Source organism: Streptomyces sp. NBC_00353 (assembly GCF_036108815.1).
Lineage (GTDB): Bacteria > Actinomycetota > Actinomycetes > Streptomycetales > Streptomycetaceae > Streptomyces.
This window is the reverse complement of sequence record NZ_CP107985.1, coordinates 1,397,018-1,422,239: the sequence shown is the minus strand read 5'-3', so window position 1 is coordinate 1,422,239 and position 25,222 is coordinate 1,397,018. Positions and strand designations below refer to the sequence as shown.

22 protein-coding genes and 4 pseudogenes are annotated in these 25,222 nt (G+C 67.3%); 11 read left to right on the top strand and 15 right to left on the bottom strand.

The window, feature by feature from the left end:
- Positions 1–44 precede the first annotated feature (44 nt).
- From OHA88_RS06890 to OHA88_RS06880, 3 genes are all read left to right on the top strand, one after another.
- Positions 45–761 carry a hemerythrin domain-containing protein gene (locus OHA88_RS06890; protein ID WP_328624675.1) on the top strand — a complete coding sequence of 239 codons (717 nt, stop codon included), beginning with the start codon at positions 45–47 and terminating at the stop codon, positions 759–761.
- Entirely contained in the window at positions 758–1,735 is a 978-nt protein-coding gene (locus OHA88_RS06885) for a hypothetical protein (protein WP_328624674.1), read from the top strand. The genes OHA88_RS06890 and OHA88_RS06885 overlap by 4 nt, the downstream gene beginning before the upstream one ends.
- Before the next feature lie 165 nt (positions 1,736–1,900).
- Positions 1,901–3,097, top strand: coding sequence for a metal-dependent hydrolase family protein (locus OHA88_RS06880; RefSeq protein ID WP_328624673.1), 1,197 nt, complete (start codon positions 1,901–1,903; stop codon positions 3,095–3,097).
- Between the two features lie 53 nt (positions 3,098–3,150).
- On the opposite strand, the pseudogene OHA88_RS06875 reads toward OHA88_RS06880, so the two are convergent.
- A pseudogene (locus tag OHA88_RS06875) lies at positions 3,151–3,354 on the bottom strand (IS110 family transposase); the annotation flags it as partial.
- A gap of 661 nt (positions 3,355–4,015) precedes the next feature.
- Between OHA88_RS06875 and OHA88_RS06870 the strand changes: the two are divergent.
- On the top strand, positions 4,016–5,005 hold the full coding sequence (locus OHA88_RS06870) for a nitrilase-related carbon-nitrogen hydrolase (RefSeq protein WP_328629611.1): 990 nt from the start codon (positions 4,016–4,018) through the stop codon (positions 5,003–5,005).
- Positions 5,006–5,568: 563 nt separating this feature from the next.
- Complete coding sequence (locus OHA88_RS06865; RefSeq protein WP_328623705.1) at positions 5,569–5,991, top strand: hypothetical protein; 423 nt, start codon at positions 5,569–5,571, stop codon at positions 5,989–5,991.
- Between the two features lie 100 nt (positions 5,992–6,091).
- On the opposite strand, the gene OHA88_RS06860 is transcribed toward OHA88_RS06865, so the two are convergent.
- A complete protein-coding gene (locus tag OHA88_RS06860; RefSeq protein WP_327129827.1) occupies positions 6,092–6,496 on the bottom strand; it encodes a hypothetical protein in 405 nt (134 codons plus the stop codon).
- Positions 6,493–7,341, bottom strand: coding sequence for an IS5 family transposase (locus OHA88_RS06855; RefSeq protein WP_267007542.1), 849 nt, complete (start codon positions 7,339–7,341; stop codon positions 6,493–6,495). Before OHA88_RS06855 ends, OHA88_RS06860 begins: the two co-directional genes overlap by 4 nt.
- A gap of 211 nt (positions 7,342–7,552) precedes the next feature.
- On the opposite strand from OHA88_RS06855, the gene OHA88_RS06850 reads away from it, so the two are divergent.
- Both OHA88_RS06850 and OHA88_RS06845 read left to right on the top strand, forming a co-directional pair.
- Entirely contained in the window at positions 7,553–8,026 is a 474-nt protein-coding gene (locus OHA88_RS06850) for a carboxymuconolactone decarboxylase family protein (RefSeq protein ID WP_328624672.1), read from the top strand.
- 737 nt (positions 8,027–8,763) lie between these two features.
- Positions 8,764–10,143 (top strand): VWA domain-containing protein, encoded by a 1,380-nt coding sequence (locus OHA88_RS06845; RefSeq protein WP_443044352.1) that lies wholly within the window; start codon positions 8,764–8,766, stop codon positions 10,141–10,143.
- A 214-nt stretch (positions 10,144–10,357) separates the two neighbouring features.
- Here OHA88_RS06845 and OHA88_RS06840 read toward each other — a convergent pair whose 3' ends face one another.
- The 4 genes from OHA88_RS06840 to OHA88_RS06825 form a co-directional block, all read right to left on the bottom strand.
- A complete protein-coding gene (locus tag OHA88_RS06840) occupies positions 10,358–10,735 on the bottom strand; it encodes a hypothetical protein (RefSeq protein WP_328624670.1) in 378 nt (125 codons plus the stop codon).
- A gap of 491 nt (positions 10,736–11,226) precedes the next feature.
- Positions 11,227–11,403, bottom strand: a complete 177-nt coding sequence (locus tag OHA88_RS06835) for a hypothetical protein (protein ID WP_328624669.1) — start codon at positions 11,401–11,403, stop codon at positions 11,227–11,229.
- A 125-nt stretch (positions 11,404–11,528) separates the two neighbouring features.
- Positions 11,529–12,434 carry an NmrA family NAD(P)-binding protein gene (locus OHA88_RS06830; protein WP_328624668.1) on the bottom strand — a complete coding sequence of 302 codons (906 nt, stop codon included), beginning with the start codon at positions 12,432–12,434 and terminating at the stop codon, positions 11,529–11,531.
- A gap of 280 nt (positions 12,435–12,714) precedes the next feature.
- Positions 12,715–13,758, bottom strand: coding sequence for a hypothetical protein (locus OHA88_RS06825; RefSeq protein WP_328624667.1), 1,044 nt, complete (start codon positions 13,756–13,758; stop codon positions 12,715–12,717).
- 213 nt (positions 13,759–13,971) lie between these two features.
- On the opposite strand from OHA88_RS06825, the gene OHA88_RS06820 reads away from it, so the two are divergent.
- Positions 13,972–14,424 carry a MarR family winged helix-turn-helix transcriptional regulator gene (locus tag OHA88_RS06820; RefSeq protein WP_328624666.1) on the top strand — a complete coding sequence of 151 codons (453 nt, stop codon included), beginning with the start codon at positions 13,972–13,974 and terminating at the stop codon, positions 14,422–14,424.
- 454 nt (positions 14,425–14,878) lie between these two features.
- Positions 14,879–15,007 carry a hypothetical protein gene (locus OHA88_RS06815; RefSeq protein WP_328624665.1) on the top strand — a complete coding sequence of 43 codons (129 nt, stop codon included), beginning with the start codon at positions 14,879–14,881 and terminating at the stop codon, positions 15,005–15,007.
- Positions 15,008–15,076: 69 nt separating this feature from the next.
- Here the strand turns inward: OHA88_RS06815 and OHA88_RS06810 are convergent, their stop codons facing one another.
- Complete coding sequence (locus OHA88_RS06810; RefSeq protein ID WP_328624664.1) at positions 15,077–16,768, bottom strand: acetolactate synthase large subunit; 1,692 nt, start codon at positions 16,766–16,768, stop codon at positions 15,077–15,079.
- 579 nt (positions 16,769–17,347) lie between these two features.
- Between OHA88_RS06810 and OHA88_RS06805 the strand changes: the two genes are divergently transcribed.
- Entirely contained in the window at positions 17,348–17,842 is a 495-nt protein-coding gene (locus OHA88_RS06805; protein WP_328624663.1) for a hypothetical protein, read from the top strand.
- Here the strand turns inward: OHA88_RS06805 and OHA88_RS06800 are convergent.
- Positions 17,839–18,543, bottom strand: a complete 705-nt coding sequence (locus OHA88_RS06800; RefSeq protein WP_328624662.1) for a hypothetical protein — start codon at positions 18,541–18,543, stop codon at positions 17,839–17,841. The two genes, OHA88_RS06805 and OHA88_RS06800, sit on opposite strands and share 4 nt — an antisense overlap.
- 434 nt (positions 18,544–18,977) lie before the next feature.
- On the opposite strand from OHA88_RS06800, the gene OHA88_RS06795 reads away from it, so the two are divergent.
- Entirely contained in the window at positions 18,978–19,430 is a 453-nt protein-coding gene (locus OHA88_RS06795; RefSeq protein WP_328624661.1) for a DUF5959 family protein, read from the top strand.
- Here the strand turns inward: OHA88_RS06795 and OHA88_RS06790 are convergent.
- The 6 genes and pseudogenes from OHA88_RS06790 to OHA88_RS06765 all read right to left on the bottom strand — a co-directional run.
- Positions 19,412–19,603, bottom strand: a pseudogene (locus OHA88_RS06790) (transposase); the annotation flags it as partial. The gene OHA88_RS06795 and the pseudogene OHA88_RS06790 overlap by 19 nt on opposite strands.
- 743 nt (positions 19,604–20,346) lie before the next feature.
- A pseudogene (locus tag OHA88_RS06785) lies at positions 20,347–21,183 on the bottom strand (RNA repair domain-containing protein); the annotation flags it as partial.
- A 516-nt stretch (positions 21,184–21,699) separates the two neighbouring features.
- A pseudogene (locus OHA88_RS06780) lies at positions 21,700–21,796 on the bottom strand (IS5/IS1182 family transposase); the annotation flags it as partial.
- Positions 21,797–21,853: 57 nt separating this feature from the next.
- Positions 21,854–22,657, bottom strand: a complete 804-nt coding sequence (locus tag OHA88_RS06775) for a DUF427 domain-containing protein (RefSeq protein ID WP_328624660.1) — start codon at positions 22,655–22,657, stop codon at positions 21,854–21,856.
- A gap of 543 nt (positions 22,658–23,200) precedes the next feature.
- On the bottom strand, positions 23,201–23,422 hold the full coding sequence (locus OHA88_RS06770) for a hypothetical protein (RefSeq protein ID WP_328624659.1): 222 nt from the start codon (positions 23,420–23,422) through the stop codon (positions 23,201–23,203).
- 297 nt (positions 23,423–23,719) lie between these two features.
- Positions 23,720–24,184, bottom strand: a complete 465-nt coding sequence (locus tag OHA88_RS06765) for a cupin domain-containing protein (RefSeq protein ID WP_328624658.1) — start codon at positions 24,182–24,184, stop codon at positions 23,720–23,722.
- Positions 24,185–25,222 lie beyond the last annotated feature (1,038 nt).

Sequence of the window (25,222 nt, the reverse complement as noted above, 5' to 3'; positions counted from 1 at the left end):
TTAGCTTCTGTACGGGGAGTAACTTTTGACAATATGACTATCTAATGAATATGTTCAATATTATGACTATGGATACTTCTAAGGAATCTGTTGCGGTCATTGAGACCCGCCTTGTCCATCAGGTCCACCGCGTTGCCACCACCCTGCTGGCCGAGGCAGCCGTTCGCCCCTCGGTGCCGCTCGGCGCGCTGGAACAACTGCGCGACTTCCTCGTCGTGAACCTGCACCATCACCACGAGACCGAGGACGACGACCTGTGGCCTCGGATCGTTGCGGCGGCGCCGGCCACAGACCACGGGCTCGGTGCGCTGAGTGAGGAGCACGAGCGGCTGGACGCGGCGCTCGACCTGCTGGCCGCAGTGAATCTGAGCGGCGACGAGGTTGAGGACGGGCCCGGTGAGGCCGTCGGCACAGGCCTCAACGGCGGCGCGGCGGACGGCCTCCGGGCCGCACTGCGGGACGCGGCCGTCGCGGTGCGCGACACGGTTCACGACCACCTGGCCCATGAAGAGCCACTCCTCTTTCCCGCGCTCCGCGCCCACATCAGCCCCGCGGAATGGCGGGACTTCGCGCAGCGGGTGATCGCGACCACGCCGCCCGTGGCCGGACACCTGATGGTCGGTTTCCTCGACGAGGCGGGCACACCCGCGGAGGTGGAACTGGTGCTCGCGGCCCTGCCGGAACCGGTGCGCCCGCTCCTTGCCACCATGCGCCTGCAGGCTACGGACGACCTGCGGATCCTGCGCGGGATCGGCTCATGACCTCGGCGCCCGTCCGGTGGCCGGACGCGGCGGACCCCGTGATCAGGGGCGACCTCATCGTTGCGGCCGCCTATGTCACCCCGGCCGGCGGTGTCGTGGTCACCAGCGTCTCGCCGGTGGGCCTCGCCGACCGGGAGGCGGGCCTTGTCGGCTTTACCACCTCGCTCGGCTTCCCGAAGAAACTGGAGCGCATTCTGCGGGACCCGCACGTCTCGCTCGCCTATCACACGCGTGATCACGGCTTCGCCGCAAGTAGCTCGTACGTGCTCGCACAAGGCACCGCGTCGGTTGATCTGCGCCCGTCACCGGAGCGTCTGACGGAGCTGATGCGGGCCTCGGAGCCCTTCCTCGGGGAGACCAAGCGCGGGCCGATATGGGACTGGTTGCTGCGCGAGTACCACCAGGAGCGCGTCTTCGTCGACGTCGAAGTCGAGCGCGTCGCCGTCTGGCCCGATCTGGCGGCCCGCGGAGCGATGACGGTCACGGGCGCCGCCTGGCCTGAGGAACCGGCCGAACAGAAACCGCCGATGAACGGTACGGGCCCACGCGTCGACCTCTCCGCAGTCGCGCGGCAGATCGGTGGGCTGCCGCACCGGCTGCTGGCCTTCCGGGGCGCCGACGGCTTCCCTGTGATTGTCCCGGTGGCGGTCACCGGACACGACGACGCGGGACTGCACCTCGACGTGCCCCCTGGACTGTTGCCGCGGGGCGGGCGCAGAGCCGGGTTCCTCGCCCACGCCTTCCGGCCTCAGTGCGTCGGGCTGGGCATGCGGACGTTCACCGGATGGCTGACCGTCACCGATGAAGGCGCCCGCTACGCCCCCCACACATCCAAGGGGCTGGCCGCGCCACCGTACAAGACTCTCCTGACGGTCTCGAATGGCCTGCTGGCCAAGTACGGGCTGTGGCGTGCCCGTCGTGACGGCACGGCTGCCCGCCTGCAGGACCTCGCCGCCCGCGGCCAGGTCAGCTGACCCGGAAGGCCATGAGTCGCCCCGCGGCCTCGTCGCGCCCCAAAACGTCGGGGTGTTGGCGGCCGGGCGGGCTGACGCCGGCCGGTCATCTTTTCGAAGGCGCGGGGATTCAACTCCCGGAGTGAATCACCGCGTGACACACACTTTCCGATCGGAGATATACCGATGAATTCCCTTGCCATACACGCCGGTTCGATGTTCGACGGATTCAGCCTGTCGGGTCCCGCCACCGTGCACGTCTCGGGCGGCCGCATCGTGCGCGTGGACCGCACCGGCGCGCTGCCCGCCGACGGCAGCGAGGTCATCGACCTCGGCCGCTCGGCCTGTCTGCTGCCCGGCCTCATCGACACCCACGTCCACCTCGCCTTCGACGCCGGCCCGGACCCCGTGACCTCCTTGGCCGCTGCCTCCGACAGCGACCTGTTGGCGCACATGCGGGCCGCGGCGCGGTCCGCTCTGCTGGCCGGCATCACCACCGTGCGCGACCTCGGCGACCGCGGCTACCTCTCGCTGGCCCTCGTGGAGGAGATGGCCAAGCACCCGGAGCAGGGTCCGGAGATCCTCGCTGCCGGCCCCCCGCTGACCACGCCGGGCGGCCACTGTCACTTCCTCGGCGGCGAGGTCGAAGGCGCCGAATCGCTGCGTGCCGCTGTCCGCGAGCATCACACCCGCGGCTGTGCCGTCATCAAGATCATGGCCAGCGGCGGCCACATGACACCCGATTCCGTGCCGGCGCACGCGTCGCAGTACGGCCTGGAGGACCTGCGTGTCGTCGTGGACGAAGCGCACCGCCTCGGGCTGCCGGTGGCCGCCCACGCCCATGGCGTCCAAGCCATCAGGGACGCCGTCGAAGCGGGCGTCGACAGCCTGGAGCACGTCTCCTTCCTCACCGGTGACGGCATCGCCTCCGTCCCCGACATGATCGACACCATCGTGAGGAAGGGGACCTTCGTCAGCCTGACGCTGGGCCTGGACCCCAGCGAAGCCGTGCTGCCGCCCAAGGGCATGGACGCACATGCCATGGCCGCACACACCAGCGCCATCTTGGACACCTACGGCAACCTGCACAAGCACGGCGCCAACGTCGTCATCGGATCGGACGCCGGTATCGGGCCCTTCAAGCCTCACAACGTCCTCCCCCACGGAGTGGCCGACCTGGCCCGGCTGGGCGTCGCGCCGCTGGACGCGCTGATCTCCATGACCAGCCTGGCGGCCCGCCTGTGCCGTGTGGAGGGCCGCAAGGGCCGGATCACCCCCGGTGCCGACGCCGACATCCTGGTCGTCAACGGCGACGTCGAGCATGACCCTGCAGCCGTCCTGGACGTACAGGCAGTCTTCCGCGCCGGTATCCGCGTGTGCTGATCAGAGCGGGGGACCGGTGCGGTGGCTGCTGCTTCGTTTCCAGTCCTCGCCAGACAGACAATGTCTCGGGCCACCGCCAGCGGCAAAGCGCCGATCGAGGCCGGCTGGTCGACCACCACCAGCACGGTCCCGTGCTTGGCCGCCTTCAGCTTGCCGAACACCTCGCGGAGCTGCGGCTCGCTGTTGGGCAGCCGCTTGTCGAAGGCTTTCTTTCCGGCCGGCGTGACGGCGGTGGCGCGGTGTTCGCCATTACCGAGAGCCTCCCGACCTGCGAAAGGCCGGTGGCCATGCCCCCAGTCGGCGGTCTGTCGATGCCTCCGGAGCCGGTGACACCACCCCCCAAGGCATGCGATCGACAGGGAGAGAAAGTCACCAACTCCGGAAGCCGGGCGTCCCATTGCAGGGCCACCAAAACGGTAGTGGGGGCTGCGCTCCTTCGGCACGGGTCGGCGGCAGTTCGCGGAGGTTGTACGACTACGGTCGATTGCGGTGCTCGGAGTGCACCTGTGGATCGCCACGGGGGCGTCGTGGGTGGTCGCGGTGACATCGGCATGTCACCGGCGCCAGGCGTCGCAGATGCGACATGTCGCCAAAGGTGAAGGCCATGTGAGGAACGGGCGCGGCCACCTCTTCGGGACGCCGCGATGGGTGCCCGGGCGACTCGGCGTCGCCGAGTCGCGAAAGGCTTCGGGAGGATCTGCTCCTTGCTCACCAGCCAATAGGAGCATATGCTCCTATTGGCTCGAGTCACTGCGATTCGCGTTAGCCACCGGTAGTCACGTAGCGGAGCTGGAATTGTCCGCTCGGCCGGGCTCCATCGCTCCTGGACCGCCTCGACTGCCCCATCATCGCGTGCCTGTCCGGGCATGCGCAGCATCGCGAGGTCTTACCGACCGTGCATTTGCAAGGAGTATCACCATGACTGTCGTACGAGCTGCTGCGGTACAGATCAGCCCCGTGCTCTACAGCCGCGCCGGCACCGTCGAGAAGGTCGTGAAGAAGATCCGGGACCTGGGCGAGCAGGGTGTCCAGTTCGCGGTCTTCCCTGAGACCGTCGTTCCCTACTACCCCTATTTCTCCTTCGTGCAGCCGCCCTACATGATGTCCAAGGAGCACCTGCGCCTGCTGGAGGAGGCGGTGACCGTACCGTCCGCCGAGACCGACGCGATCGCTGAAGCCGCCCGGGAAGCCCACATGGTCGTCTCGATCGGCGTCAATGAGCGTGACGGCGGCACCATCTACAACACGCAGCTGTTGTTCGATGCGGACGGCACGCTGATCCAGCGCCGCCGCAAGATCACGCCGACCTATCACGAGCGGATGATCTGGGGCCAGGGCGACGGTTCGGGCCTGCGCGCGGTGGACAGCGCCGTCGGCCGCATCGGACAGCTCGCATGCTGGGAGCACTACCTGCCGCTGGCGCGCTATGCCCTCATCGCCGACGGCGAGCAGATCCATGCCGCGATGTACCCCGGCTCCTTCGGCGGCCAGCAGTTCGCCGACCAGATCGAGGTCAGCATCCGCCAGCATGCGCTGGAATCGGCCTGCTTCGTGGTCAACGCCACCGCCTGGCTCGATGCCGACCAGCAGGCACAGATCGCCAAGGACACGGGCGGCCCCGTTGGTGCGATCTCCGGTGGCTTCTTCACCGCCATCGTCGATCCCGAGGGCCGCATCATCGGAGAGCCGCTCACATCCGGCGAGGGCGAAGTGATCGCCGACCTGGACTTCGCGCAGATCGACCTGCGCAAGCGCCTGATGGATGCGCGCGGCCACTACAGCCGTCCGGAACTGCTCAGCCTGCAGATCGAACGCACGCCGGCGCCCCACGTCCGTGAGCGCAGCACTCGCGTGCCGGTCCAGACCGCCCGGGCGGCTGAAGAAGGCCGCCCCGTCGAGGCCCAGTGAGCTGTTTGCCGAGCCTGGAGGTCCTGCTCGGGGCTCGAACCGGACGGTAGGAGTATGTGCTCGTAAGTTCGGCGCGCGGCCTCATGTCGCCCATTGTCAACCTGCAGCAAGGGGGGATGAGCGGCGCAGGCGCTGGGACTTTCCATTGAAGGCATGTGCGCCTAATGCGTCGCGGTGCCGCGAATCCGCTTCCTGTTTTTCCCGCCGCACCTGGGAAGTGCTCGGCTGAACGGCCGCGCGACAAGTTTCGGATCAAAGCCGAAGGGATATGGCCCCGGTCGACGGCGCCGATGCCATCCTCAAGCTCGCCGACTACCAGGGCTGCTGGTCTATGGAGGAGTTCCACTTTGACCGGATGTCGGAGGCCGGCCCAAAGCTGCCCCGCGCACCGGATGGGGCCGGGAACCTGGTCGGCGCCAGACGGGAACAAGAGCGCGGCGAGAAGCTTTAAGAGGGCGGTTTGAGAGTATTTGATGAGGGGTGGCGGGCGCGGGCCTGGTGGACCTTCATCGGCGACCACTTCCACCACGCTGTACGAGGCGGCGCTACGCGATACTTGTCCTGTGGAGTGGTTCGAGCAGGCCCGGGCAGCGGAACAACTCGGGGATTGGGATGCGGCCATCACGTTGGTAAGCGCCCAGGCCGAGTGCTACTCCACCGATCGCTACATGCACAACAACCATCTGTGGCACATGGATTTGCTCGCCCGTTCGGAACGGCTCCCGGAACTCATGGAACTCGCTCGCACGGACGTCCATGCACGTCGGAGACTCAACAGATCGCTTCGCGAGCGGGGGATGGAGGCCGCGCTGCGCAGCCGCGCCAAAGATGGTGACCGTGATGCTCTGTACGTCTTTGTCCGGCTTTTGTGCGAGACAAATCGAGCCCAGACGGCCTATCTAGCGGTCCAGGACCTCGGCCCGGAGGATCAGTACGCACACCAGATCGTGGCCCGCTTTCGATCGCCATCAAGCGGTGCGCAGTAACGCTCGACGCCTGCCTTGTCCGACCTTTCATGAGGCTGTTCGTGGAGTGTCGTTTTCGGGTGAGGCAGTATCAGCGTTGCCGATCGCGGTACTTGGTCCGTTACTGCTTCGTGGCGAAGCTGCCGGCGTCGTCCTCGGTGAGGATGTCCAGTTTGACCAGGCGTTTCAGCTTGGCGCGGGTGCCTTCGATGTTCTTCGGCAGTAGTTCGTGGTCGAGGGCATCGCAGATGTCGCGGGCGCGGAGGGGGCCGGTGGCCTCGTTGAAGACGGCGAGGATGCGGGGGTAGTCCGGGTGCTCGGGCAGGTCCGGCGAGGCGGTTTGGGTAGGGATCCGGTCGGCGAGGGCGGTGACGGTCTTTCGGGTGATCGCGAGGTGCTCGAGGTGGGTCTCGGCCTCCCGTAGTCGGGCCTGTAGCTCTTCGGCTTGGGTTCGGAGGTCGTCGGTCAGGGTCCGGGCTGCGTCTTCCTGGACATCCAGTGCTTCGAGCAGGGGCTGGATGTTCATGCGGTCACGGCCTGCGGGTCGCGCCAGGTGGGGGTGATCGTGCCGGTGAGCCGGCGGGTCATGGTGTGGGTCATCGCCCAGTAGACGCGGGAGGCGGAGGAGGCCGGGTGGTGTTCGTAGTCACGGACCAGGCGCCGGTGCAGTATCAGGATCCCGTAGGTCTGCTCGACCCTCCACCGGATCGGCTGCGGGACGAACCCCCTGTCCTGCAGGTTGCGTTCGACAATCTCGACATCGATACCCATGCCGGAGCCGTGCACGACGACCTGCTTCTTGAAGCCCTGATCGACGAGCGCCTTGCTGACAGTGCCGCCGGTGCGTTCGGCGACCTGGTCCAGCAGGGCGATACCCGCGGCGTTGTCATGCGTGCTGGCGGCGAGCACGATGACGGCGATGACCAGGCCCAGAACATCCACCGCCAGTGCCCGCTTGCGGCCCGGCACCCGTTTCGCCGGGTCCCGCCCGGTCGTGGTGGCGGGGACCCCGGCGGCGACGTGGATGCTCTGCGTGTCCAGCACTACCAGGGTCGGGTCCTCTAATCGGCGGGCTCTCTCACGTACCTGGCAGCGCAGGAGTTCATGGATGACCTGGTCGGTCCCGTCGTCGCGCCACGCGGCGAAGTAGTAGTACGTCGCACTCTTCGGCGGCAGGTCGTGCGGGAGGTAGGCCCACTGGCAGCCGGTCCGGCCCTGGTAGAGAATCGCGTTCACGATCTCCCGCATCGCGTAGGCGCCCTGGTGACCGCTGACCGAACGGTGCCGGTCCTTCCACGCCGTGATCACCGGCTCGATCAACGACCACTGCCCGTCCGACAAGTCGCTCGGGTACGGCTTGCGTTCACTCACCCCGCCACCCCAGCAGACCAACGGCCACGGACCAGCAGATTCCGCCCCCACCCACACCATCAGGTGACGGCAGAACGCATCAATGACTCACAAACCGCCCTCTAAGTCGCAATTCCCATTGCGTATCACCGTCGCTCGTAACAATGGCACAGATTAGGCGAGGCCGAGGATGCCCCTGTGGGTCGTCCGGCCATGCGAAGAGGAGGAACCCATGACTGAGTCAGAGACTGAGAAGCAGCGCGTCAACATCGGAAAGCAGCACCCGGCCAATTACAAGGCTCTTATCGCCCTGTCCTCGACGGTGGAAGACACCACTACCGCGGCAGGTCTTGACCCGCTTCTGGTCGAGCTTTTGAAGATCCGCACGTCCCAGATCAACGGCTGCGCGTTCTGTCTCAAAATGCACACCCGCGACGCCCTCAAGAAGGGCGAGAACCCGGACCGGATCGCAGTGCTGCCCGCGTGGGAAGAAACCGATTACTTCTCCGAGACCGACCGCGCGGCCCTACGTCTGACTGAGGCGATTGCGCGCGTGTCCGAGGGGCACGTGAGCGACGACGACTACAACGCGGCAGCAGTCGTGCTCTCCGCAGATCAGGTCTCGGCGGTCGCCTGGCTGGCAACGCTGATGAACGCCTTCAACCGCGTCGCGATCACAAGCCGATACCCGGTCACCGGCAACTGAACCAGCTTGTAGTCCGTGCGGGCATGCGAGTGCTGTCGTCCCAGGACGAGTCCTTCGAGGTCGCCCCGAGATGTTGGTGGCGTCGGGCATGCAGGACACTCCATCACCCATGCATACGGGGGACCGGTCCGTCTCTGCGTGGCCCCCGCAAGGCGCGCCGCAGTGTCCGGCGGCGGCATCGGCCGGACGGCTGCCTCCGCCGCGCAGCGAGCTGGAGGCATAGAAGGGGCCGAGGCCGGACGAGATACGGGCTCCGCCGCTGCCGACGCTGATGCGTGCCGCGCGGGGACCGACCGACGTACGTACACCTCGTGTTGAGACCCGCACACTCATTCCCGGCACACCGACCCGGAAGCCAAACCCCATGGCAACTCCTTCTTTCCTCGAGGAGTCTGCCACCGAACCCGCCCGCACCGACTGGGAACGCCGCCAGGTCAGGCGGAGGTGCGGGGCAACCAGGACCAGCGAGACGGAACATCTATGGGTACGCGTCGGCGGCGACAGCACAGTCCAACGCGCCCGCGCCGGGTGTGACCGGGTCAGAAGCCGCACTTTGACCCTGGTCGGCGAGGACGAGGCGCTGGCGGAGGCAGTGCGGGACCTTTTGGTTCGACCCCGGCCCGCCACGGCCTTCTCTGCGGGGCCGGGAGTAGCTGCCTGTTCTTGCGGTCTGGGGACCTTGCGGTTCACCGGCAGGCAGACTGTCCTTTGTGACGACACTGAGTAAGGGTGCGAACATGCCGGTGGCGGTATCCGCCGTCAGAGCAGTGCTCGGCTGGTCGGCTGGGCCCGGTGTGCCGGATGTGGACGCTTCCGCGCTGCTGCTGACCGGCAGCGGGCGGGTTGGCTCCGATGGCGATTTCGTCTTCTACAACCAGCCACAGCATGCTTCCGGTGCCGTGCGTCACCTCGGCAAGCAGGCCAGATCCGACTCGCTGGACATCCATCTGGACGCACTGGGATGGGACATCGAGCGGGTCGCCTTGTGTGCTTCGGCGGACGGTGGCACGTTCGGGCAGGTGCCCGGGCTTCATCTGCGGCTGTTTGACGCCGCGTCCGGCGTCGAACTGGCCCGCTTCGACATGGAGGCCGGCACAGAGACCGCCTATGTGAGTGGTGAGCTCTACCGGCGCGGCGGAGGATGGAAATTCCGGGCCGTCGGCCAGGGGTATGCGAGCGGACTTGCGGGACTGGCGAGGGACTTCGGAATCAGCGTGGACGAGGAACCGCCAGCGGCTGCTCCCGCTCCGACCCACGCCCGGATATCACCACCCTCCGCTCCGTGCGCGCCCGATGTCTCGCCCCCCTCGACGGTCCGGTCCGTGGCCGGCCAAGGCGAGTCCTCCGTCCGACTCACCAAGGGCGAGGAGGATCTGCCGGTCGACATGCGCAAGCGCCTGTCGCTGCGCAAGCAGCAGGTCGCGGTCAGCCTGAGCAAGCACGGTCTGACGAAACTGACTGCGCGCGTCATCCTCGTCCTCGACGCGTCGGGGTCGATGAGCGGCCTCTACACACGCGGCACCGTGGCAGGCGTTACCGAGCGGATGGCGGCCGTGGCAGCGCAGCTCGATGATGACGGCGAGATGCAGGCATGGACTTTCGCCTCCAACCCGGCCCGACTGCCCGACCTTGTGGTCGGTGACCTGCCCGAGTGGCTGCGGCTGCATGTGCGCGTGGGGCAGCTCAGCCTCTTCGGCCGTAAGAGGCCCCCGAAAGGACTCCTGCCCGGTCAGGTCGACATGCGTGCAGTCGGTATCCAGAACGAGGAGCAGAAGGCCATTGCCGAAGTGCGCGCTTTCGTACGCGATCACCCGGTGCCTGACCCAACTCTGGTCCTGTTCTTCTCGGACGGAGGCGTGTACCGCAACGATGAGATCGAGCGGGAGTTGCGTGCGGCTGTGGAAGAGCCGGTGTTCTGGCAGTTCATCGGACTCGGCCGGTCGCAGTACGGTGTGCTGGAACGCTTTGACACCCTGCCCGGCCGTCGGGTCGACAACGTCGGCTTCTTCGCCGTCGACGACATCGAGAAGGTCTCTGACCCGGACCTGTACGACCGGCTCCTGACGGAGTTCCCAACCTGGCTGCGGGCCGCCCGGCAGGCCGGCATCCTGCACTGAACCGTTCGCGGAGACGTGCGATTGCTGCACAAACCCTCGCACGAGTGCTGTCGTTGGACGTGAACGAAGCCAGTCGCGCAACCGTCACCTGACTCTGCCGAGAGAAGGATGACAGTAACTGATCGCTACGTTGTTCTGCGGGACAGAACAACGTAGCGATCAGCCAGCCCGGATCGATCGGAGCCGGAGTGCGACTTCGGTGGATCCGGATGCGTCAGGACTCGTCGGCGAGGAAGTGCTCAGCGATGGGGGTGTCAGCGAATTCCTTGCGCATCTGGCGGGAGAAGTGCAGCAGGGAGTTGCGGGGCCGGTGGTTGACCGTGAGGTGCTGGGCCTGCCCGGCGTCGTTGCGGGCGACGGTGACGACGACGTGGAGGGGCAGTCCGTCGACCGCGGCATCGTACTCCTCGAGGAATCCCTTGTCGCCGTAGTCGCCGGTGAAGTGGAAGTCCTGGAACTCGTAAAGTGCCTTCGCCTTGATCACGATGGCTCGAACGGCTTCCGCGCCCCGAGCGGTGCCCTGCATCGCCGGGGCCTCCAGGGTGACATCGTCGGCCAGGTTGTCCAGCCACCACGGGTAGTACTGCTGCATGTTTCTCGTCTCCTTCGGGGTCCGGCGCAGCGCCGGATGGTGCGTGCGTTTCCGTCCCGCCAATAAGCGACATCTCCGGCAGAACACATACGAGCATATGCTCCTATTTGACTGGACGCAACTGACGAAGATCCCACGGCGGAACCCGCCGCGGACGTGTGACGCCGCTCCCCGGATCGGCGCCGTCAGGCGTCGTCCGCAAGGTTCCTCGCCGGCCTGGGCGGCCTGGCCTGGACGAGTTCCTTGATGTCGGACCTTCGCCGGATGATGGTCCATGCCTGTGAGGGGGGCGAGGCGGCGTTCATTGAGCCCGCAGACCCTGAGGAGCGGGGGACGCCGGTGCCGGTGCGGGCTTCCAGGTCTTGTCCGGCGGTCAGAAGGCCTGGGCGAAGCAGCCTGGGGTGACAGCTATCGAGAGCGCTGCCAGCGAGACTGCCATGAGGGGTTTGGGTACGTGCATGGAAATCCTTCATTGTTTGGGCTGATGTGGCTCATAGGCAGTACCGAACGAGCCACTCGTCGGCGTTGTATGTGTTCGTCGCCGGGTTCGGCACCGTGGCCGCGCGTTCTTCGATCATCTCCTCGGGGAGGATTCGCTTCGGCAGCTCGCCAAACCGGGCGCGGCGCACCGTTTCAGCAGAGTCGGGGCTCTCCAGTGCAGGTTGCATTGCATCGTCTCCTCAGTAGTTCGGTGACGGCTCCCGGCCGGTTGAGGGCCGATACGGCCGGCGCGGGCAGGGGTACGCCGCGCAAGCCGTGCTTGTGCGGCGGGGCTGGCCCCGGGGGGAGCGGGTCAGCCCAGGTAGAAGTCCCTGCGGGCGGCCACGAATGCCTCGATCGTCTGTGCGGGTGTGCCCGTCACGCGTCCGACGTCGTCAGATGTGCGGTCGTAGCGGTTTTCTTGGTGCAGTCGGGCCATGGTGGCGATGTGCTGTTCGATGTGCGAAGGCAGGCCTGCCTTCGCGAGCACCTCGGCCCGCCACAGATCGAGCGGCACGTCGACATAGGACACCGGACGCCCCAGCGCCGCTGAGAACTTCTCGGCCATCTCCGTCATGTCGACCGCGCGTGGCCCGGTCAGCTCGTAGACGTGTCCGACATGCGGGGCCGGGTCGCGCAGCACGGTGGCGACCACCCGGGCGACGTCGTCCACGGCGACCGGCGAGGTGCGCCCGGCACCGAACGGCAGCGCGATCGTGCCGTTGTGCCGGATCGATTGCGCCGCCAGCGAGGTGAACAGCGGATTGTCCAGGAACGACGTCGGCCGGATATGGACCACCGGCAGGCCCGACCAGTTCAGTATTTGCTCCGCCAGCCAGTGAAGCCGCTGCTGGTAGGACTCTGCGGTGCTGGTGGCGGTCATCTGCGACACCGTCATCTGGGACATGCCGACCAGGGCATCGAGCTTCCCGTGCTCGCGCGCCACGGTGGCCACGACCGTCGCGGCCAGCAGATGGTCGGGCGAGACGGGCATCGCGAAGTACATCCGCCCGACGCCCTCCAGCGCGGCTGCGACGCTCTCGGGCCGGGTCAGGTCGCCGACGACGACCTCCGCGCCGAGCGCACGCAATTCGGCCGCGCGCGCGTCGTCGCGGCGGACCATTGCGCGCACGGGAACGTCCTGCGCGCGCAGTTGGGCGAGTGCGGTACGGCCCACGCCACCGGCGTTGGCGATGAGAACAAGGTTGCTGGCAACCATCGGTTGATCTCCTCCTGAGTAGTTGAGTCGTGGAGTGATCACACGTGTGTGATGTGTGAAAGTGGCGAGGTCATGAGATACCGGGTGGGGTGCCGGATGTGTAGACCGCAAACAACCGGCCCGTGGTGTGTTGTCCGGCGGTCCCCTGGCGTCGTAGAACTACCGTTGCGCCGCCGCACCACGGCGCCAGCTCCGTATGGCTGAAATCGCGATGCCGGAACCGGCCTCGTGCCTTTCGGACGTGGCGGTGGCGAACCGACCGGGTGTGGGGTTACACGGGTCAGGCGGTGGCTGCCGCGCGGCGCCTGATCAGGCGGGGGCGCACGCCGAGCAGGACCGCAGCGATGGCGGACCACAGGGCGAGCGTGATCACCGGGCCTGCTGCGTGCGCGCCATTGAAGTAGCTCAGGTCCGTGATGGTGCGGACGGCCGCGCCGGGTGGCAGTAGTGCGGAGATGGTTCGGGCCGCGGAGGGCAGTAGATCAGCGCCGATGACAGCACCGCTGGTGGCGTTGCCGACGGTGAGGAGCAAAAGGGTGGCGACCGGGACTCCGACGGGGCCGAGGTAGGTGCCGAGAAGCTTGGTGGTGAAAGCGGCCGCAGCTGCCAGAAGAATGAGGGTGAGGACCAGCGGGACGAGCGGGGCCGGTACCGCACCCATCACGGGTCCGGCGATGATCGCTGCGACGGTGCCGATGGCCACGGAGGCGCCGACCAGCAGCCACAACCGGTGACGCAGGTGCAAGACGCTGGTAAGGCCGAGAGCGTTCGAGCCGAGGACGAAACCTGCGAGTGTCACGCCGAAGGCCATGTAGAAGCCGGCAAGTCCCCGAGTGTCGAAGTGGGTCAGGGGGACGATGTCCTCGGTGGTGAGGTGTTTGCCTGCACCGTGGGCGTAGGCGTCGACGAGGTTGTTCACGGCCGAGGTGGTAGACGTGCCGACCGCTCCTGCGATCTCCAGGCGCAGCTGGTCCGGGCCGTCGGTGCTGAGCGCGGCGGCGACGTCGTGGCGCTCCAATGCGTGGCGCGCTGCCTCGGCGTCAGCGGCTGGGTGGACCTCGACGTTGTCCCCGAGGGCCCGGTGTATCTCGCCCGGCAGGTCGGGGCCGGTGACGGCGATGGGGAGCTGATGGGGCTGGGGGTCGCGCTGCAGGCCGATGTAGCAGCTGATGAAGGCCACCACGACGACCAGGGCGATCAGAGTCGGCTGGAGCCATGCCCTCACCGGCGGGCGGCGGGCGGCGAGGTGGAGCTTCGGGGAGAGTTCGGCCGTTGCGGAGAGTGTCGGCTCACGCACGGGAGCGGATCCGATGGGGGTTTCCATGGCAAGGCTTTCGAGTGGAGGGGTGTGAGGCTCGCGGAAGGGATCAGGAGGGGGCATGCACGCCGTAAACAGTTAGGAGCATATGCTCGTATTTATTTGAAGGCAAGGGTGGGTGGCTAGGGGTGGACCCGTCGACCATTGGTGACAGGGCGACCCTGCCGCATTTGAGAGCACCTGCTCGTATCATGAGTGGGTGAAGCTCTGGAGGAGACAATGACCACTGCGCCGACGAATCCCGGCGACTCGTGCAATAACCTGGCCCTGCGCAAGGCGGCCCGGTACCTCGGCGCGACCTACGACAAGGCCCTGGCCCCGGTCGGCCTTCGTGCGACGCAGCTCAGCATCCTGCAGAAGCTGAGTGTGCACGGAGAAATGACGATCACCGGCCTCGCCGACGTGATCGCCATGGACCGCACGACGATGGCCTCAAACCTCAAGCCGCTTGCCCGCGAGGCTCTGGTGACCGTCGAGCCATCGGCGGCCGACCGCCGAGCACGGATCGCCGCCATCACGCCGGCCGGCCTCACCCGCCTGAAGGCGGCGCTACCACTGTGGAATGCCGTGCAGGCCCAGTTCGAGGAGAACTTTGGCGCCGACGAGGCAACCCATCTGCGCGCGCACCTCGAAGCCGTCCTTCACACCGGATTCGAGCCCTGGGCCGAGTAGGACGCGACGCTTCTGGCGCTACTGAGGGCTGACGCCGGTCGCCCTGACGTCACCGTCCAGCTCGGTGCCCCGTATCTCCGCCATTGGTCATGGCCGCCTGGCGACGCGACGGGACGGGATGGCGGTCACTGAGACTGTCGCCCCGCCGGGCAGAGTGGGCGCTGCCGCTCTCCATCCTCGCGCCGGGCGGGATCCCCTTGTTTCCACCGCCACGGCTGCGCACACCCGGGCGAGTTCGCCGCGCAGGCGCTGCTCCACCTGCCCGCCCCGTCCTACGTCGACGTCGGCATCACCGGCGGATCCGGTGACTACCGCAACGCCCGGGGCCTTGTTCGCACCGTTCCCGCCGGTGACACCGAGAGGCACTTCACCGTCCACCTGAAGCGCTGACGGTTGGCTGTCTTACGCCCTCGCCGCCACAGTCCGCCCATCTGACACCTGTGCCGGGATCGTCGTGCTCGACCTGGTGACCGGCGCCGAGACGCACCTCAAGCGCGGCGGCATCGAGCAGGCGTGCGCCATCTGCCGGGCCCCGGACCGCATGGACGGCTACGGTCCATCCATGTGGTCCGAGGCGGCCTGAAAGCTACCTGAATCACCGGTATTGGCCCTGATTCGCGCTGGCAGGGCGTCTCGCCGCTCGGTTGCGTGGTCAGAAGGGGCTCTGGAGTGTGCCGAGGCGATCGGTCAGCCGCAGGTTCTCGGAGTAGTCGATGGGGCAGGCGATCACGGACACGGCGTCCTCCTCCAGCGCGCGTCGCAGGACGGGAAGCAACTCGTCGGCCGACTTGATGAGGTGGCCGCGCGCGCCGAAGCTCTCGGCGTAGGCGACCAGGTCGGGGTTGGTGAAGCGGGTGTGGCTGTGGCGGCCGAGTTCCAGCTCCATTTTCCAGGTGATCAGTCCGTACCCCCCGTCCACCAGCACGAGGACGGTCAACGGGACGTGTTCGCGGACGGCCGTCTCCAGTTCCTGGGAGTTCATCAAGAACGAGCCGTCGCCCATCATCGCCAGGACCTTTCGTTCGGGGCGGGCGAGTTTGGCGGCGATCGCACCCGGCAGGGCGAATCCCATGGTGGACAGGCCGTTGGATACCAGACAGGTGTTCGATTCGTAGGCCGGATACAAGCGGGCCATCCACATCTTTCCGGCGCCCGTGTCGACGAGCACGATGTCCTCCCGGTCCAGCGCGGCGCGCACATCGGCCACCACGCGCTGCGGCACCAGCGGGCACGCCGCGCTGCGCTTCCCGTATTCGAGTTCGTCGGTGAGCAGTGCCCGGATGCGCTGACCGGCTGCCTTGCATGAGAAGGTCTCCGGGACGGCGGCCGCGAGCGCGTCGAGCGACTGGGACAGATCGCCCTCGACGCCGACTGTCACCGGATAGTGGGCGTCGACCTCGGCGGGGAATCGGTGCAGGTGCAGGATGCGCTTCTTGCCGTCCGGGTTGATTTCCGCGGGGTCGAACTCCTGTACCTCGTACCCGACGCAGACCAGGACGTCGGCCGCGTCGAAGCCGAAGTTGCTGTAGTCGTGACGCATGAAACCGACCGCACCGAGCGCGTTCGGATGGTCGTCGGGGAAGACGCCTTTGCCGTGGAAGGTGGTCGCGACCGGTAGGTTCAGTTTTTCGGCGAAGCGGACCAGGGCCGCCGAGGCCCCGGCCCTGGCGGCGCCGTGACCGGCCAGCACGACGGGACAACGGGCCGTGGCCAGCGTGTCTGCCGCACGCGTGATCTGCGAGGGGGATGGTGCGTCGGCCCGTACCGTGTCGATCTGCAACGGGGCGAGCGGCCTGGTGGAGCGTGCCGCTTCGATGTCCTCGGGGACCGCCAGGAACACGGCGCCAGGACGCTCGCTCTGCGCGGTCTTGAACGCCTTGCGCATCACCTCCGGCACTGCATCGGGGGTCTGTACACAAGCCGCCCACTGGGTGACGGGAGCGAACATCGAGACGAGCTCGATGACCTGGTGGGACTCTTTGTGGAGCCGGGCCAAGGAACCCTGCGCGGCCAAGGCCACGAGCGGGGTGCTGTTGGTCGTCGCGTCCGCGGTGCCCAGGAGCAGATTGATCGCGCCCGGCCCCAGGGTGGCCGAGCAGACGCCGGCCCGGCCGGTCAGCCGACCGTACATCTCGGCCATGAAGGACGCTCCTTGCTCATGGCGGACGAGAACATACCGGATGCCGGAGTTGTTGAGCGCGTCGACGAAGCGGATGTTCTCCTCGCCGGGGATCCCGAAGACGTACTCCACGCCCTCGGCCTCAAGACAGCGCACCATCAAGTGCGCAACATCCTCCGTCACGAGTGCGTCGTTCTGCCGGTCGGAGGGGTCCTGTGAGGCCATGGGCACAACGTAGGCACGCCGCGGGGGCTCCGGCGAGCCGGCAACCACGCACGGGTGACCGCGTGGCTCCCGTCGGAGCGCTCGGTTGCCGGGAGGGATCGGCGGCTGAGCGCGTCGCGGGCATCACGGCCCCAAGCAGCACCACTACTTCAATCCCGGAGCGCCAATTCCCGGGCAGCACGGCAGCACGGCAGCACCACAGCCAGAGCTTGCAATGGACCATGTGCCGTCGGCCGACCAGCGAAGCTGCCTGCCGCAGACCCCATCTGTCTCACAGGGGATCGTGTTGTGCGCTCTATGCCTGACCGGGAGTACTGGCTTCCGCCGCTGCGCCCCGTTCCGCGACAAGCGTGGCTGGGGCTTCGTCGCCACGACACTCATCGGCGGCCGACCGTGGCTGGAGACCTGAGCTCGGACCCTCAGTCTTCAGCGGCACATGCCTGTCGCCGGTCTGACTCCCTGGAACCCGCGCGTCGCAGAAGGACAAGTCAAACGGACCAATGTGCTCAAGCGCCCAGAGCCGCGACGAGGGCGAGTGGGCGGTGCTGCGCCTCCGTCAACGGCCGCCGGGGGCCGCACATGCCCTCCGCGCGGGCGCACAGCCAAAGAGCGACGTACGTAGCGGTGCGGGTGCCGACGAACCTTCAGCGCTGCGGGTCGATGGCGTCGGCTGCGGCGAGCTGCGCCCTGCGGCGCCGATCGGCAGGCGACCACACGCGCCGGTCGCTCGCAGCGCAGAGCGACCGCCCGCACCCGGGCCCGCCGCAGCCCAGAGCCCGGTACGTACGCCGCGTCACGCAGATCGTCGGTGTGCGCGGACGGGCCACCGGACAGCTGGCGGCTTCGATCGACTTCCTTCACCTGGCCACGCACTGGGCCGCCAGCCACCTGCCGGATCACTCGGAGCGCGTTCGCCAGGCGCTTGCACGCGCCAACATGAAACGAACCGGTGCCCTGCCCACCGAAGGAGACCTCCTGCGCGTCGAACTGGCCGCACTCGGCCGCCACGCCTTCCTCGGAGGCGACAGGGGCGGCTTCAAGTCTGAGACCAAACGGCTCCGCAGTGGTAACTAGGGGCACGACTCCTCGTACTTGACCGCGGTGAACTTGACCGGCTGCCCGCGCAGTGCGACACCAGGGCTGGGGGACTGGGTGCAGACCTGCCAGTTGCTCTCCAGGAACACGATGCGATCACCAGTCGCATCGGTCACCGTGATCGACGTCCCCGAGTCGAGAGCCCCACGTGCGGCCTTCACAGACTTGCCGGCCAGGTTCGGCATCTTGCCGCCCTCAACCTCCGGCTCCTTCTGATCCTTCGCGGGGCAGGCCTCTTCGAGCTTCACGGTGCCGAAGTCCAGTTCGGTGTCGACCGGGACGGTTTTGCCCGGCGGGTAGTTCTGCGAGCAGACCTTCCAGTTCCGGTCGAACGCCTGCAGCCGATCGCGTCCGGCACTGTCATGGGACTTCAGGCTGTAGAAGCCGTCAGCCTGCGCCTTGTCCTGAGCGGACTGCAGTCCCATACCAACGAAGTTCGCGACCGCCTTGCGCTCGACAGGCTTGTCGTCCTTCGCCGACGGAGCCGCGGCCGAGCCGGCGATAGAGGGCGTCGGAGCAGCGGGCTGCTGGCTCGTGGTGGCCGGGTCGCAGCCGACCAGGGTCACAGCTGCCAGACAGCTAAGTGCGGCGGTAAGTGTGCGGGTGTGCAAGTTGTCCCCCCAAGGGTGGTTCATGGAGAGATGACCGTAGCGGGCCTGCATGGGCGAAGGGAGCCGCATGTTCCGTTGGTGACGCAGTTGTGACCGGAAGGTTGGAAAGGTGCATGTTGGCCTGCCGAGTTGATGGTGGCTTCGTGGATACGCCAGTCGTAGTCGGACGCCCGGTACGTGACGAGGCGTCTCAGTTCGCCGGGTCGGTGCCGGCCTCCCATCCGCCGACGGGCCAGGGGGCCGGCCAGCGTGTGTGGAGCGGTCGTGAGCGCAGCTCGTTCGGTTCGGCCTCGGTAACGGCAATCATGGGCGTGCGGCGGGTTACAGGAGTCTCCGAAGTTTCGTTCTCACATGACAGCGGTGCGTGCCTGAGCGGCGGAGCCCCTATGTGTGCGCTGAGAACTCCTAACAGAATGAGGCTGGGACAACCTGGTTGTGCCTGATCATCTGGTTCAGCACCATGAGCCGTGACAGATGTGGGCAGGCGGAGCAGAGGGTGCACGGTGGAACTGATCAGCCTCTCGGATGGCGACAACAGCTTTCAGGTGCGTGTGCTGGGGCGTCAGTCGCCGGGCGTGCTACATCTTCACGACATTCTCGACGCAGAGGTCGTGGTCACGAGCAGCTTCGTGAGCGGTCGACTGGCCATGTCCCTGTTCCCTGCAGATCTTGAGGACTGGTCTCGGGCTTTGGACTTGCTCGCTGCCGGTCAGGACGTCTGCTGGAGGGACGACGATCACAGCCCCGAGATCAGGATCCAGCCGTACAACGCAGAGCACGAGACTCCAGCCGTCCGTGTTGAGGATCCGAGCAGTTCGTGCGTCTCAGTGTTGCTTCCCATGAGTCTTGACGAGGGCTGGATCGACGAGCAGCGGAGGCTGCTTGGGCAAGTGCTGAGGGAGTGGCCGAGCGAGGTGCTGAACCCCTCACCGGGTGTCTATGAGTGGCGTCGCTGAACTGCGACCAGGCGGCGCCGGCAGATGAGTGCGCATCCGAGGGTGAGGAAGGCTTCGTGGATGTCATCGCGGATCTCCCAGCGGATCCGTAGCCGGCGGAATCTGTGAAGATGGGCGAAGGCGCGCTCAATGACCCAGTGTTGGGTACCGAGCTCGGAGCCGTGCTCGGTACGCGGCGGTACGCTGACTCGGCCGGCGGCGCGAGCGGGCTCGTCGGCCCCGGCACTCATGCTGATCGGAAGGCCGAGCGCAGCACCCATCCCCCGGAGCAGTGTTCCGGCGAACGCCATGCCGGTGGACGGCCCGAGCGCGAAGACGACGACTCCGGCGGTGGCGATGGCGTCGGCTGTTCGCAGGACGGTGACTCGTCCGAACCGTTCGAGGACCGCCGGCCCAAGCCAGCGGCCGGCCGTGCGCGCGGCCAGGAACGAGGCGTACGCCAGTGTGCCGATCGTGGCGGTGACGTGGTGGCGGTCGATGACCGAGACGAGACGCTGACCCAGTTGCTGCCTCCCCCTTTCGCGACCGCGAAGGCCAGTGCGACGAACCTCGGGGCTCTCTCCACGCGCCCAGCCCCGGGCGGGACACCTTTCACCGTCGGTGGTGCTGCGCTGCGGCGCGCAGCATGCTCGGGCAGGAGGTGTCGTGCGGCTGCGGGTATCGTCCGCAGGCTCGCCGGCGTCCCCAAGGGAGGCAAGAGACGCCGGTGACCTGCCGAGCAAGGCACAGTTGGTTGCTGGGAGGGGCAGGCGCTGACGCATCTCCGACAAGGCGTCGGACCGCTCCGCCCGTGTGACCTGAAACCCGGGTGGTGCTTTGCCTCGCCTGGTTATGTGCCTCACCTGTCGGTGATCGCGGAGAGCCAGACAGTGTCCTCCGGGCCCGGCGCTTCGGGGCCGGGCGCGGGCAGTCGGCGGACCTCGCCCGTGCGTAGGGCGACCGTGGCCCGTGGCCGCATCGGCCCGTCGCCCCTGCGTGAGAGCAGGACGAGCTCCCAGACCGTCGCCGTCATGGCGTCGAGCCGGGTGGCGCAGGCGGCGGTGACTTGCCGCGGATCCCGGGTCCGGCCCAGGGACATGTGAGGGGTGAAGTTCTTGGCGGGTCCACAACAACGCGGGAACCGCTGCTGCAGTACGCGGTACAGGTCCGCCCACGGCGCCTTGCCGGCCGCCGTCGGGTCGAGCCACACGGTGAAGTACGCCCTGTGCCGGAAGGTGCGCACCCCGTCCAGCCGGGCGATGAAGACCGGCGTCTCGGCCGTCGCCGCGGCGAGCAGCGGGGCTGCCCGCTCGAAGTCGGACTCCGGCACGAAGCCGAAGAGCACATTCACGTGCGGCGGCCAGCGGTGGATCTGCGGATCGTAATCCCGGCGGATGTCCTGGATCGGCGGCCACAGCTCCGCAGGCGGGATCCAGGCCACCGCCGTGCGGGCCGTCGGGGACACGTCGAGGACGCCGGCGGGCTCGCCCCTGCCGGAGCTCGTGTCGGAGCTCAGCTCCGCTTGCCGGCCCTGCACCCGGCCGGCGCGCGACGCGTCGATGCGGTCCACACCCGTGGACCGGTCCCAGACCACCTCGCCGTCTGCCTCGATGAACACCACCCGGTGCCACGGGATGTCGCCCCCGGGCACGAAGGAAGGCAGTGGGATGCGTTTGAGGGCATCCCCGCGCTGACTGATCCCCAGCACGAATCGGGCCGGGTCGAACCGCGGGTCCCAGCGGACCCGGTGATAGATCTCGTCGCTGGTCCGCATCACGCCTCCTCTGCCGCCTCCACACCTTCTCTTCCTCCAGGGTGCCGCTCACCCTGTCGCCGACGGTTGTTCCGCTCGCACCGTGACGCATCAGGCGCGGTGCGCTTGACCGGGGGACTGCAGGTAGAACCGGCGCGCCGGTGTGGTGAGCGCCCGCGGTAGAACTGCCGCACCTCTTCTGGACGCCGCTCATGCGCAGTGCACCGGGCGCCTTGAGTGGGAACGCGCAGCTCGGGAAGCCGACGAGCGCCGTCACGTCGAGGCCGCCGAGGCGGCTCTCGCCGTGGAGGTGCCCATGCGCACCACCGTTGATCACTTCACGGCCGCCGAGGAAGTTGGCCTCGACCAGGCGCGCGGTCTGGCTCGCACGATCGCCGACACCCTTGCCGCGTACCCGAGCCCCGCCTGCCTGGTGATGCATCACGACGACGACGTCCTGTGGCAGCCGCGTGCCCCGCCGACCAGGGCGATTCAGGACCCGGCAAGGCAGGAGATGAGCAACCGTCGCGACGAGGCAGGACGGCGCCGCCGCGGCCAGCGGCGGGAGGGGATCGGCGGTATCCCGCGCACCAGGGTTTTCCAGAGCCTGGCTGTCGTGCAGATTCGCACCCGATGAGGCTGTCCTGATGGTGGGAGCGGCTACCCATATTCGTGGCGGTACCACCGTCCGTCACACGCGGTGTTCCTGCTCCCAGATGGCTCTGGTGACGGCGGCAGGGCGTGGAAGGAGTTGCCCGTCGAGGTAGAGGTCCACGTGTTCATTGTAGAAGGCGACCAGTCCGGCGATGGGCGTTAGCTGCCGGGTTGGGAAGTCGTACGCCCAGGCGAGGTCGGGGTAGGTGGCCGTGTCGGTTGCGACAGACCAGTAACCGCTGGTTTTGCCCTTATAGGGGCAGCTGGTGACGGTGTCGGTGGGCTGCATGCGTGTCCAGTCGATGCGCACGCGGTCGAGGTAATAGCGCGTCGGGAGGCCTGTCTCCAGGACCATCACCGAAGACGGCGCGTCTGCGAGCACGGCTCCGTCGAGCATGACGCGGACACTGCGGCTCGACCGCAGCGCGTCGACGCGCGTGTAGGGGCTGCGGGGGTGGACGAAGACCTGCTCGTCCTCCTCGAACCATGCGTCGATGGCCTCCCAGCGGAAGCTGACGGAGCCGGAGATAGCGGGTGGAGCGTCGTCAGCCCATTCCCAGGCCGCGCCCGAACGGGTGAGGGCGCCCAGCCGGAGGGTGTGGCGGCGCGCCGTGCCGATCCGAAGTGCCACGTTTCGGCCTTCGTCGAGGAGCACCCCGTCCCGGATGTCCTCCCGAGGGATGCAGTACTGCGGGTAGCCCGGCCACAGCCACACATATCGTGCTCGCACGGTGTCGAGGACGGGAAGGTTTGCCGCGTAGCCGCGGATGCGGCGCGGAACAGGCTCGACATGGCCGACCGGGACGATCATTTCCGGGTAGTCCGGTGTGTACTGCTTCATGATGCGTGTCCTCGTGGCGGTTCATGCCGGCTCTGCGGGGCCAGAGACCCTAAACAGCCCATCGTCACCAGGCAATCACGGGGGTGGCTGTCCAGCATCTTGTGCCTCAGACAGGCTGGAGAAACTCGACGGGTACCCGGAGTGCTCCCAGGCCCGGCCGGGGTCCCAGCGGATCCCCGGGGCAGAGGGTTCCGTAGCACGCCCGGTCGGCCACGAGCCTTCGCTGCACGGCTTGGTCCTGGCGGAGGCCGAGTCACCAGCGATGAGGAGGCGAGGCCTTCGTGCCTTCCCCGGAGCGCCTCGCGAGGTCACCGACGACGCCCGCTTCACCGGCGGCAGGCTCGTCCGGGCGTCTCGGAGTGAGGTTCTGGCCCGGCTTGCCGACTACGGCATCCGTCCGGGCTCGTCCTGATGATCAGCTACGGACCTGTGCCACAGGTGTCTCGTCCGGGCGCAGGGCGTTGAGCGCCTGGTCGAGGGAGGTCTCGAGGTAGGTCAGGGAGTCGGTGGCGTGGAGGAGGGTGGCGCCGCCGGTGACGGCGGTCAGGATGGCTGTCGCCGCTGCGTCGGCATCGAGGTGTGCGTGTGTGCGTCGGCCTCTTTCGAGCCCTTCAACGCCTGTACGCCTTCGGCGAGATGGGCGTGCCAGCGGTCGTAAAGACGCGTGATGATGTCCTGCGTGGCCGGGCGGGCGACGTCGAGTTGGGCGGTGAGTGCGGACAGTGGGCAGCCGGCCCGCTGGGCGTTGTACACCGGCCGGTTCATCTCCGTTGACCCGCTCCTCACCCCGGTTGACCCGCAGGCACTGAACGGCTGCGCCTACAGCAACAACAATCCGCTCACCTTCAGCGACTCCGACGGACTGCGCTGCATCCACGTCTCAGTGTTGACCCCGAGGTCTTCGGCGACCGACCTGATCGTCGCTCCCCGGCCTCGACCGGTACAGCGCGACAACCCCGAAAACACTGTGTCCACGAGCTCCCACGCCGTTACCACCGAAGAGTGCGACAGAGCCGTTTGTCGGACAGACGCCGTCCACCAGCACGGAGAGTCCGTTGAGACCTACCGTGGCGGATCAGCCACCCTGAGCTCGTCTCCCGTGTTGGAGATGAAGATGACCAGCAGTTTCGCCGATTCCGTCTGGCTGGTGTTTTCTGTGAGTGTGTGGTGGGCGCCCGGCGGCTCGACCCAGTTCTCGCCCTGGTGGTAGGTACGCATCGGCCCGCCCTCGAGCTGGCTGCGCACAGTGCCTTCAAGCACGTAGGCGTATACGAAAGCATTTCCGTGCCGATGTGGCACCGCGCGTGCAGCGGGCGGGAAGTCTACGAGTGCCGAGGTGAACGTCTTGCCCTGGACATTGGGAAGCGCCTGCTCGAACAGAGTCGATAGCGTCTCGGACGGTTGCTTCGAAACCGTGACAGCAGCTGGAACCTTGTCGGCCGCATGCTCTGCTGCGGGGGCGCATGCGGCGGCTGTAGCCACCACGCCGGCAGCAAGAAGGCTGCAGACAGACCGTATTCCTGTCATGACGGTTCTCTCATCCTTCTTGGACTCTCCGCTTTGAGGCGGCCGTAAGTACGTGCCTGTGCCGTCCTGTTGCGGAGCCGTTGTGGGCATGCTGAGTTTCTGCTCGAGTTACCGGGCAGCCATTCGCAGGGGTTGGTTCGTCTTCCACTAAGTGGATCGGTCCGCTTGGCCACTGCAATCAAGACGAGTTGGACTCGTCGGGCGAAAGGTTGTAGGTCCTGGGGTGCGTGCTCTGCCGCGGCGCATCACCCTGTCGGAAGCAATTCTGGAGTCCGTGAGAGTAGCGACCTGTATCGGGGCGTTGCCCTGGACATCGCTTACCGCAGCCTGCCAACATGAAGGTCGTGGGCAGGGAAGGCCGCCCTTCCCTGCGCCGCAGTCAGTGGATCCCGCGCTCCGTGCGGGGATGCGAGTGACCTGATGCCAGGCCTCACACACGACTCGAGAACTGTGCGACCGTACGTCTCAGCAGCACCCGACGTATACCGAAGGCTCCGTCCAGCAAGTCGAGCCTGCTCAGACTTACCGCGGCTGGAGTTAAGCATAGGGCGAAATGGGCACGGGCGCTTGGGCTGCGCGCTGCCGCGTACGTCTCGCGGGTGAAGGCCCGTGTGCTGAGCACGGCGTCGGGCAACCCGCCGGCCCTGCTGGAGTTGCCGTAGGCGCTGAGCGACCCCGCAGCGTGCCGCGACGGAGCTGCTGTCGCAGGTGCTGGAGCGTCCCGACGTCGGTCGGCCGGAACCCTGGAGCCTGGTTTGGTGCATCCTCCCTGGTCTCGTGTGTGACGTTCAGTGCTAGGTGGCCATGCGCAGCCCTACTTGGCCACGCTGCTCGGGAAGGACGACATGGTGTGCGGCTGAGGCGTTGGCATTGGCGCCGCACGAGGGCGTAGCCGTCGCACTGCGGGCATAGTTGAATCCGTTCTTCCGTCTCGCCGCGGGCCTCCAGGTAGTCGGAGGCAGTGTCTCCAGCAGGCCGTCCCGCACCCTGCGGTCCGGGGCGTAGTGAGTGGCGAAGGACAGGGCAAGCGCGGCCGCG

Bases quoted from the DNA above. Each gene is read 5' to 3' on its own strand.
- OHA88_RS06890 (WP_328624675.1), top strand. From the start codon at position 45: ATGAATATGTTCAATATTATGACTATGGATACTTCTAAGGAATCTGTT.
- OHA88_RS06885 (WP_328624674.1), top strand. From the start codon at position 758: ATGACCTCGGCGCCCGTCCGGTGGCCGGACGCGGCGGACCCCGTGATC.
- OHA88_RS06880 (WP_328624673.1), top strand. From the start codon at position 1,901: ATGAATTCCCTTGCCATACACGCCGGTTCGATGTTCGACGGATTCAGC.
- OHA88_RS06870 (WP_328629611.1), top strand. From the start codon at position 4,016: ATGACTGTCGTACGAGCTGCTGCGGTACAGATCAGCCCCGTGCTCTAC.
- OHA88_RS06860 (WP_327129827.1), bottom strand. From the start codon at position 6,496: ATGAACATCCAGCCCCTGCTCGAAGCACTGGATGTCCAGGAAGACGCA.
- OHA88_RS06850 (WP_328624672.1), top strand. From the start codon at position 7,553: ATGACTGAGTCAGAGACTGAGAAGCAGCGCGTCAACATCGGAAAGCAG.
- OHA88_RS06845 (WP_443044352.1), top strand. From the start codon at position 8,764: ATGCCGGTGGCGGTATCCGCCGTCAGAGCAGTGCTCGGCTGGTCGGCT.
- OHA88_RS06840 (WP_328624670.1), bottom strand. From the start codon at position 10,735: ATGCAGCAGTACTACCCGTGGTGGCTGGACAACCTGGCCGACGATGTC.
- OHA88_RS06835 (WP_328624669.1), bottom strand. From the start codon at position 11,403: ATGCAACCTGCACTGGAGAGCCCCGACTCTGCTGAAACGGTGCGCCGC.
- OHA88_RS06830 (WP_328624668.1), bottom strand. From the start codon at position 12,434: ATGGTTGCCAGCAACCTTGTTCTCATCGCCAACGCCGGTGGCGTGGGC.
- OHA88_RS06825 (WP_328624667.1), bottom strand. From the start codon at position 13,758: ATGGAAACCCCCATCGGATCCGCTCCCGTGCGTGAGCCGACACTCTCC.
- OHA88_RS06820 (WP_328624666.1), top strand. From the start codon at position 13,972: ATGACCACTGCGCCGACGAATCCCGGCGACTCGTGCAATAACCTGGCC.
- OHA88_RS06810 (WP_328624664.1), bottom strand. From the start codon at position 16,768: ATGGCCTCACAGGACCCCTCCGACCGGCAGAACGACGCACTCGTGACG.
- OHA88_RS06805 (WP_328624663.1), top strand. From the start codon at position 17,348: ATGCCCTCCGCGCGGGCGCACAGCCAAAGAGCGACGTACGTAGCGGTG.
- OHA88_RS06800 (WP_328624662.1), bottom strand. From the start codon at position 18,543: ATGCGGCTCCCTTCGCCCATGCAGGCCCGCTACGGTCATCTCTCCATG.
- OHA88_RS06775 (WP_328624660.1), bottom strand. From the start codon at position 22,657: ATGAAGCAGTACACACCGGACTACCCGGAAATGATCGTCCCGGTCGGC.
- OHA88_RS06770 (WP_328624659.1), bottom strand. From the start codon at position 23,422: ATGAACCGGCCGGTGTACAACGCCCAGCGGGCCGGCTGCCCACTGTCC.
- OHA88_RS06765 (WP_328624658.1), bottom strand. From the start codon at position 24,184: ATGACAGGAATACGGTCTGTCTGCAGCCTTCTTGCTGCCGGCGTGGTG.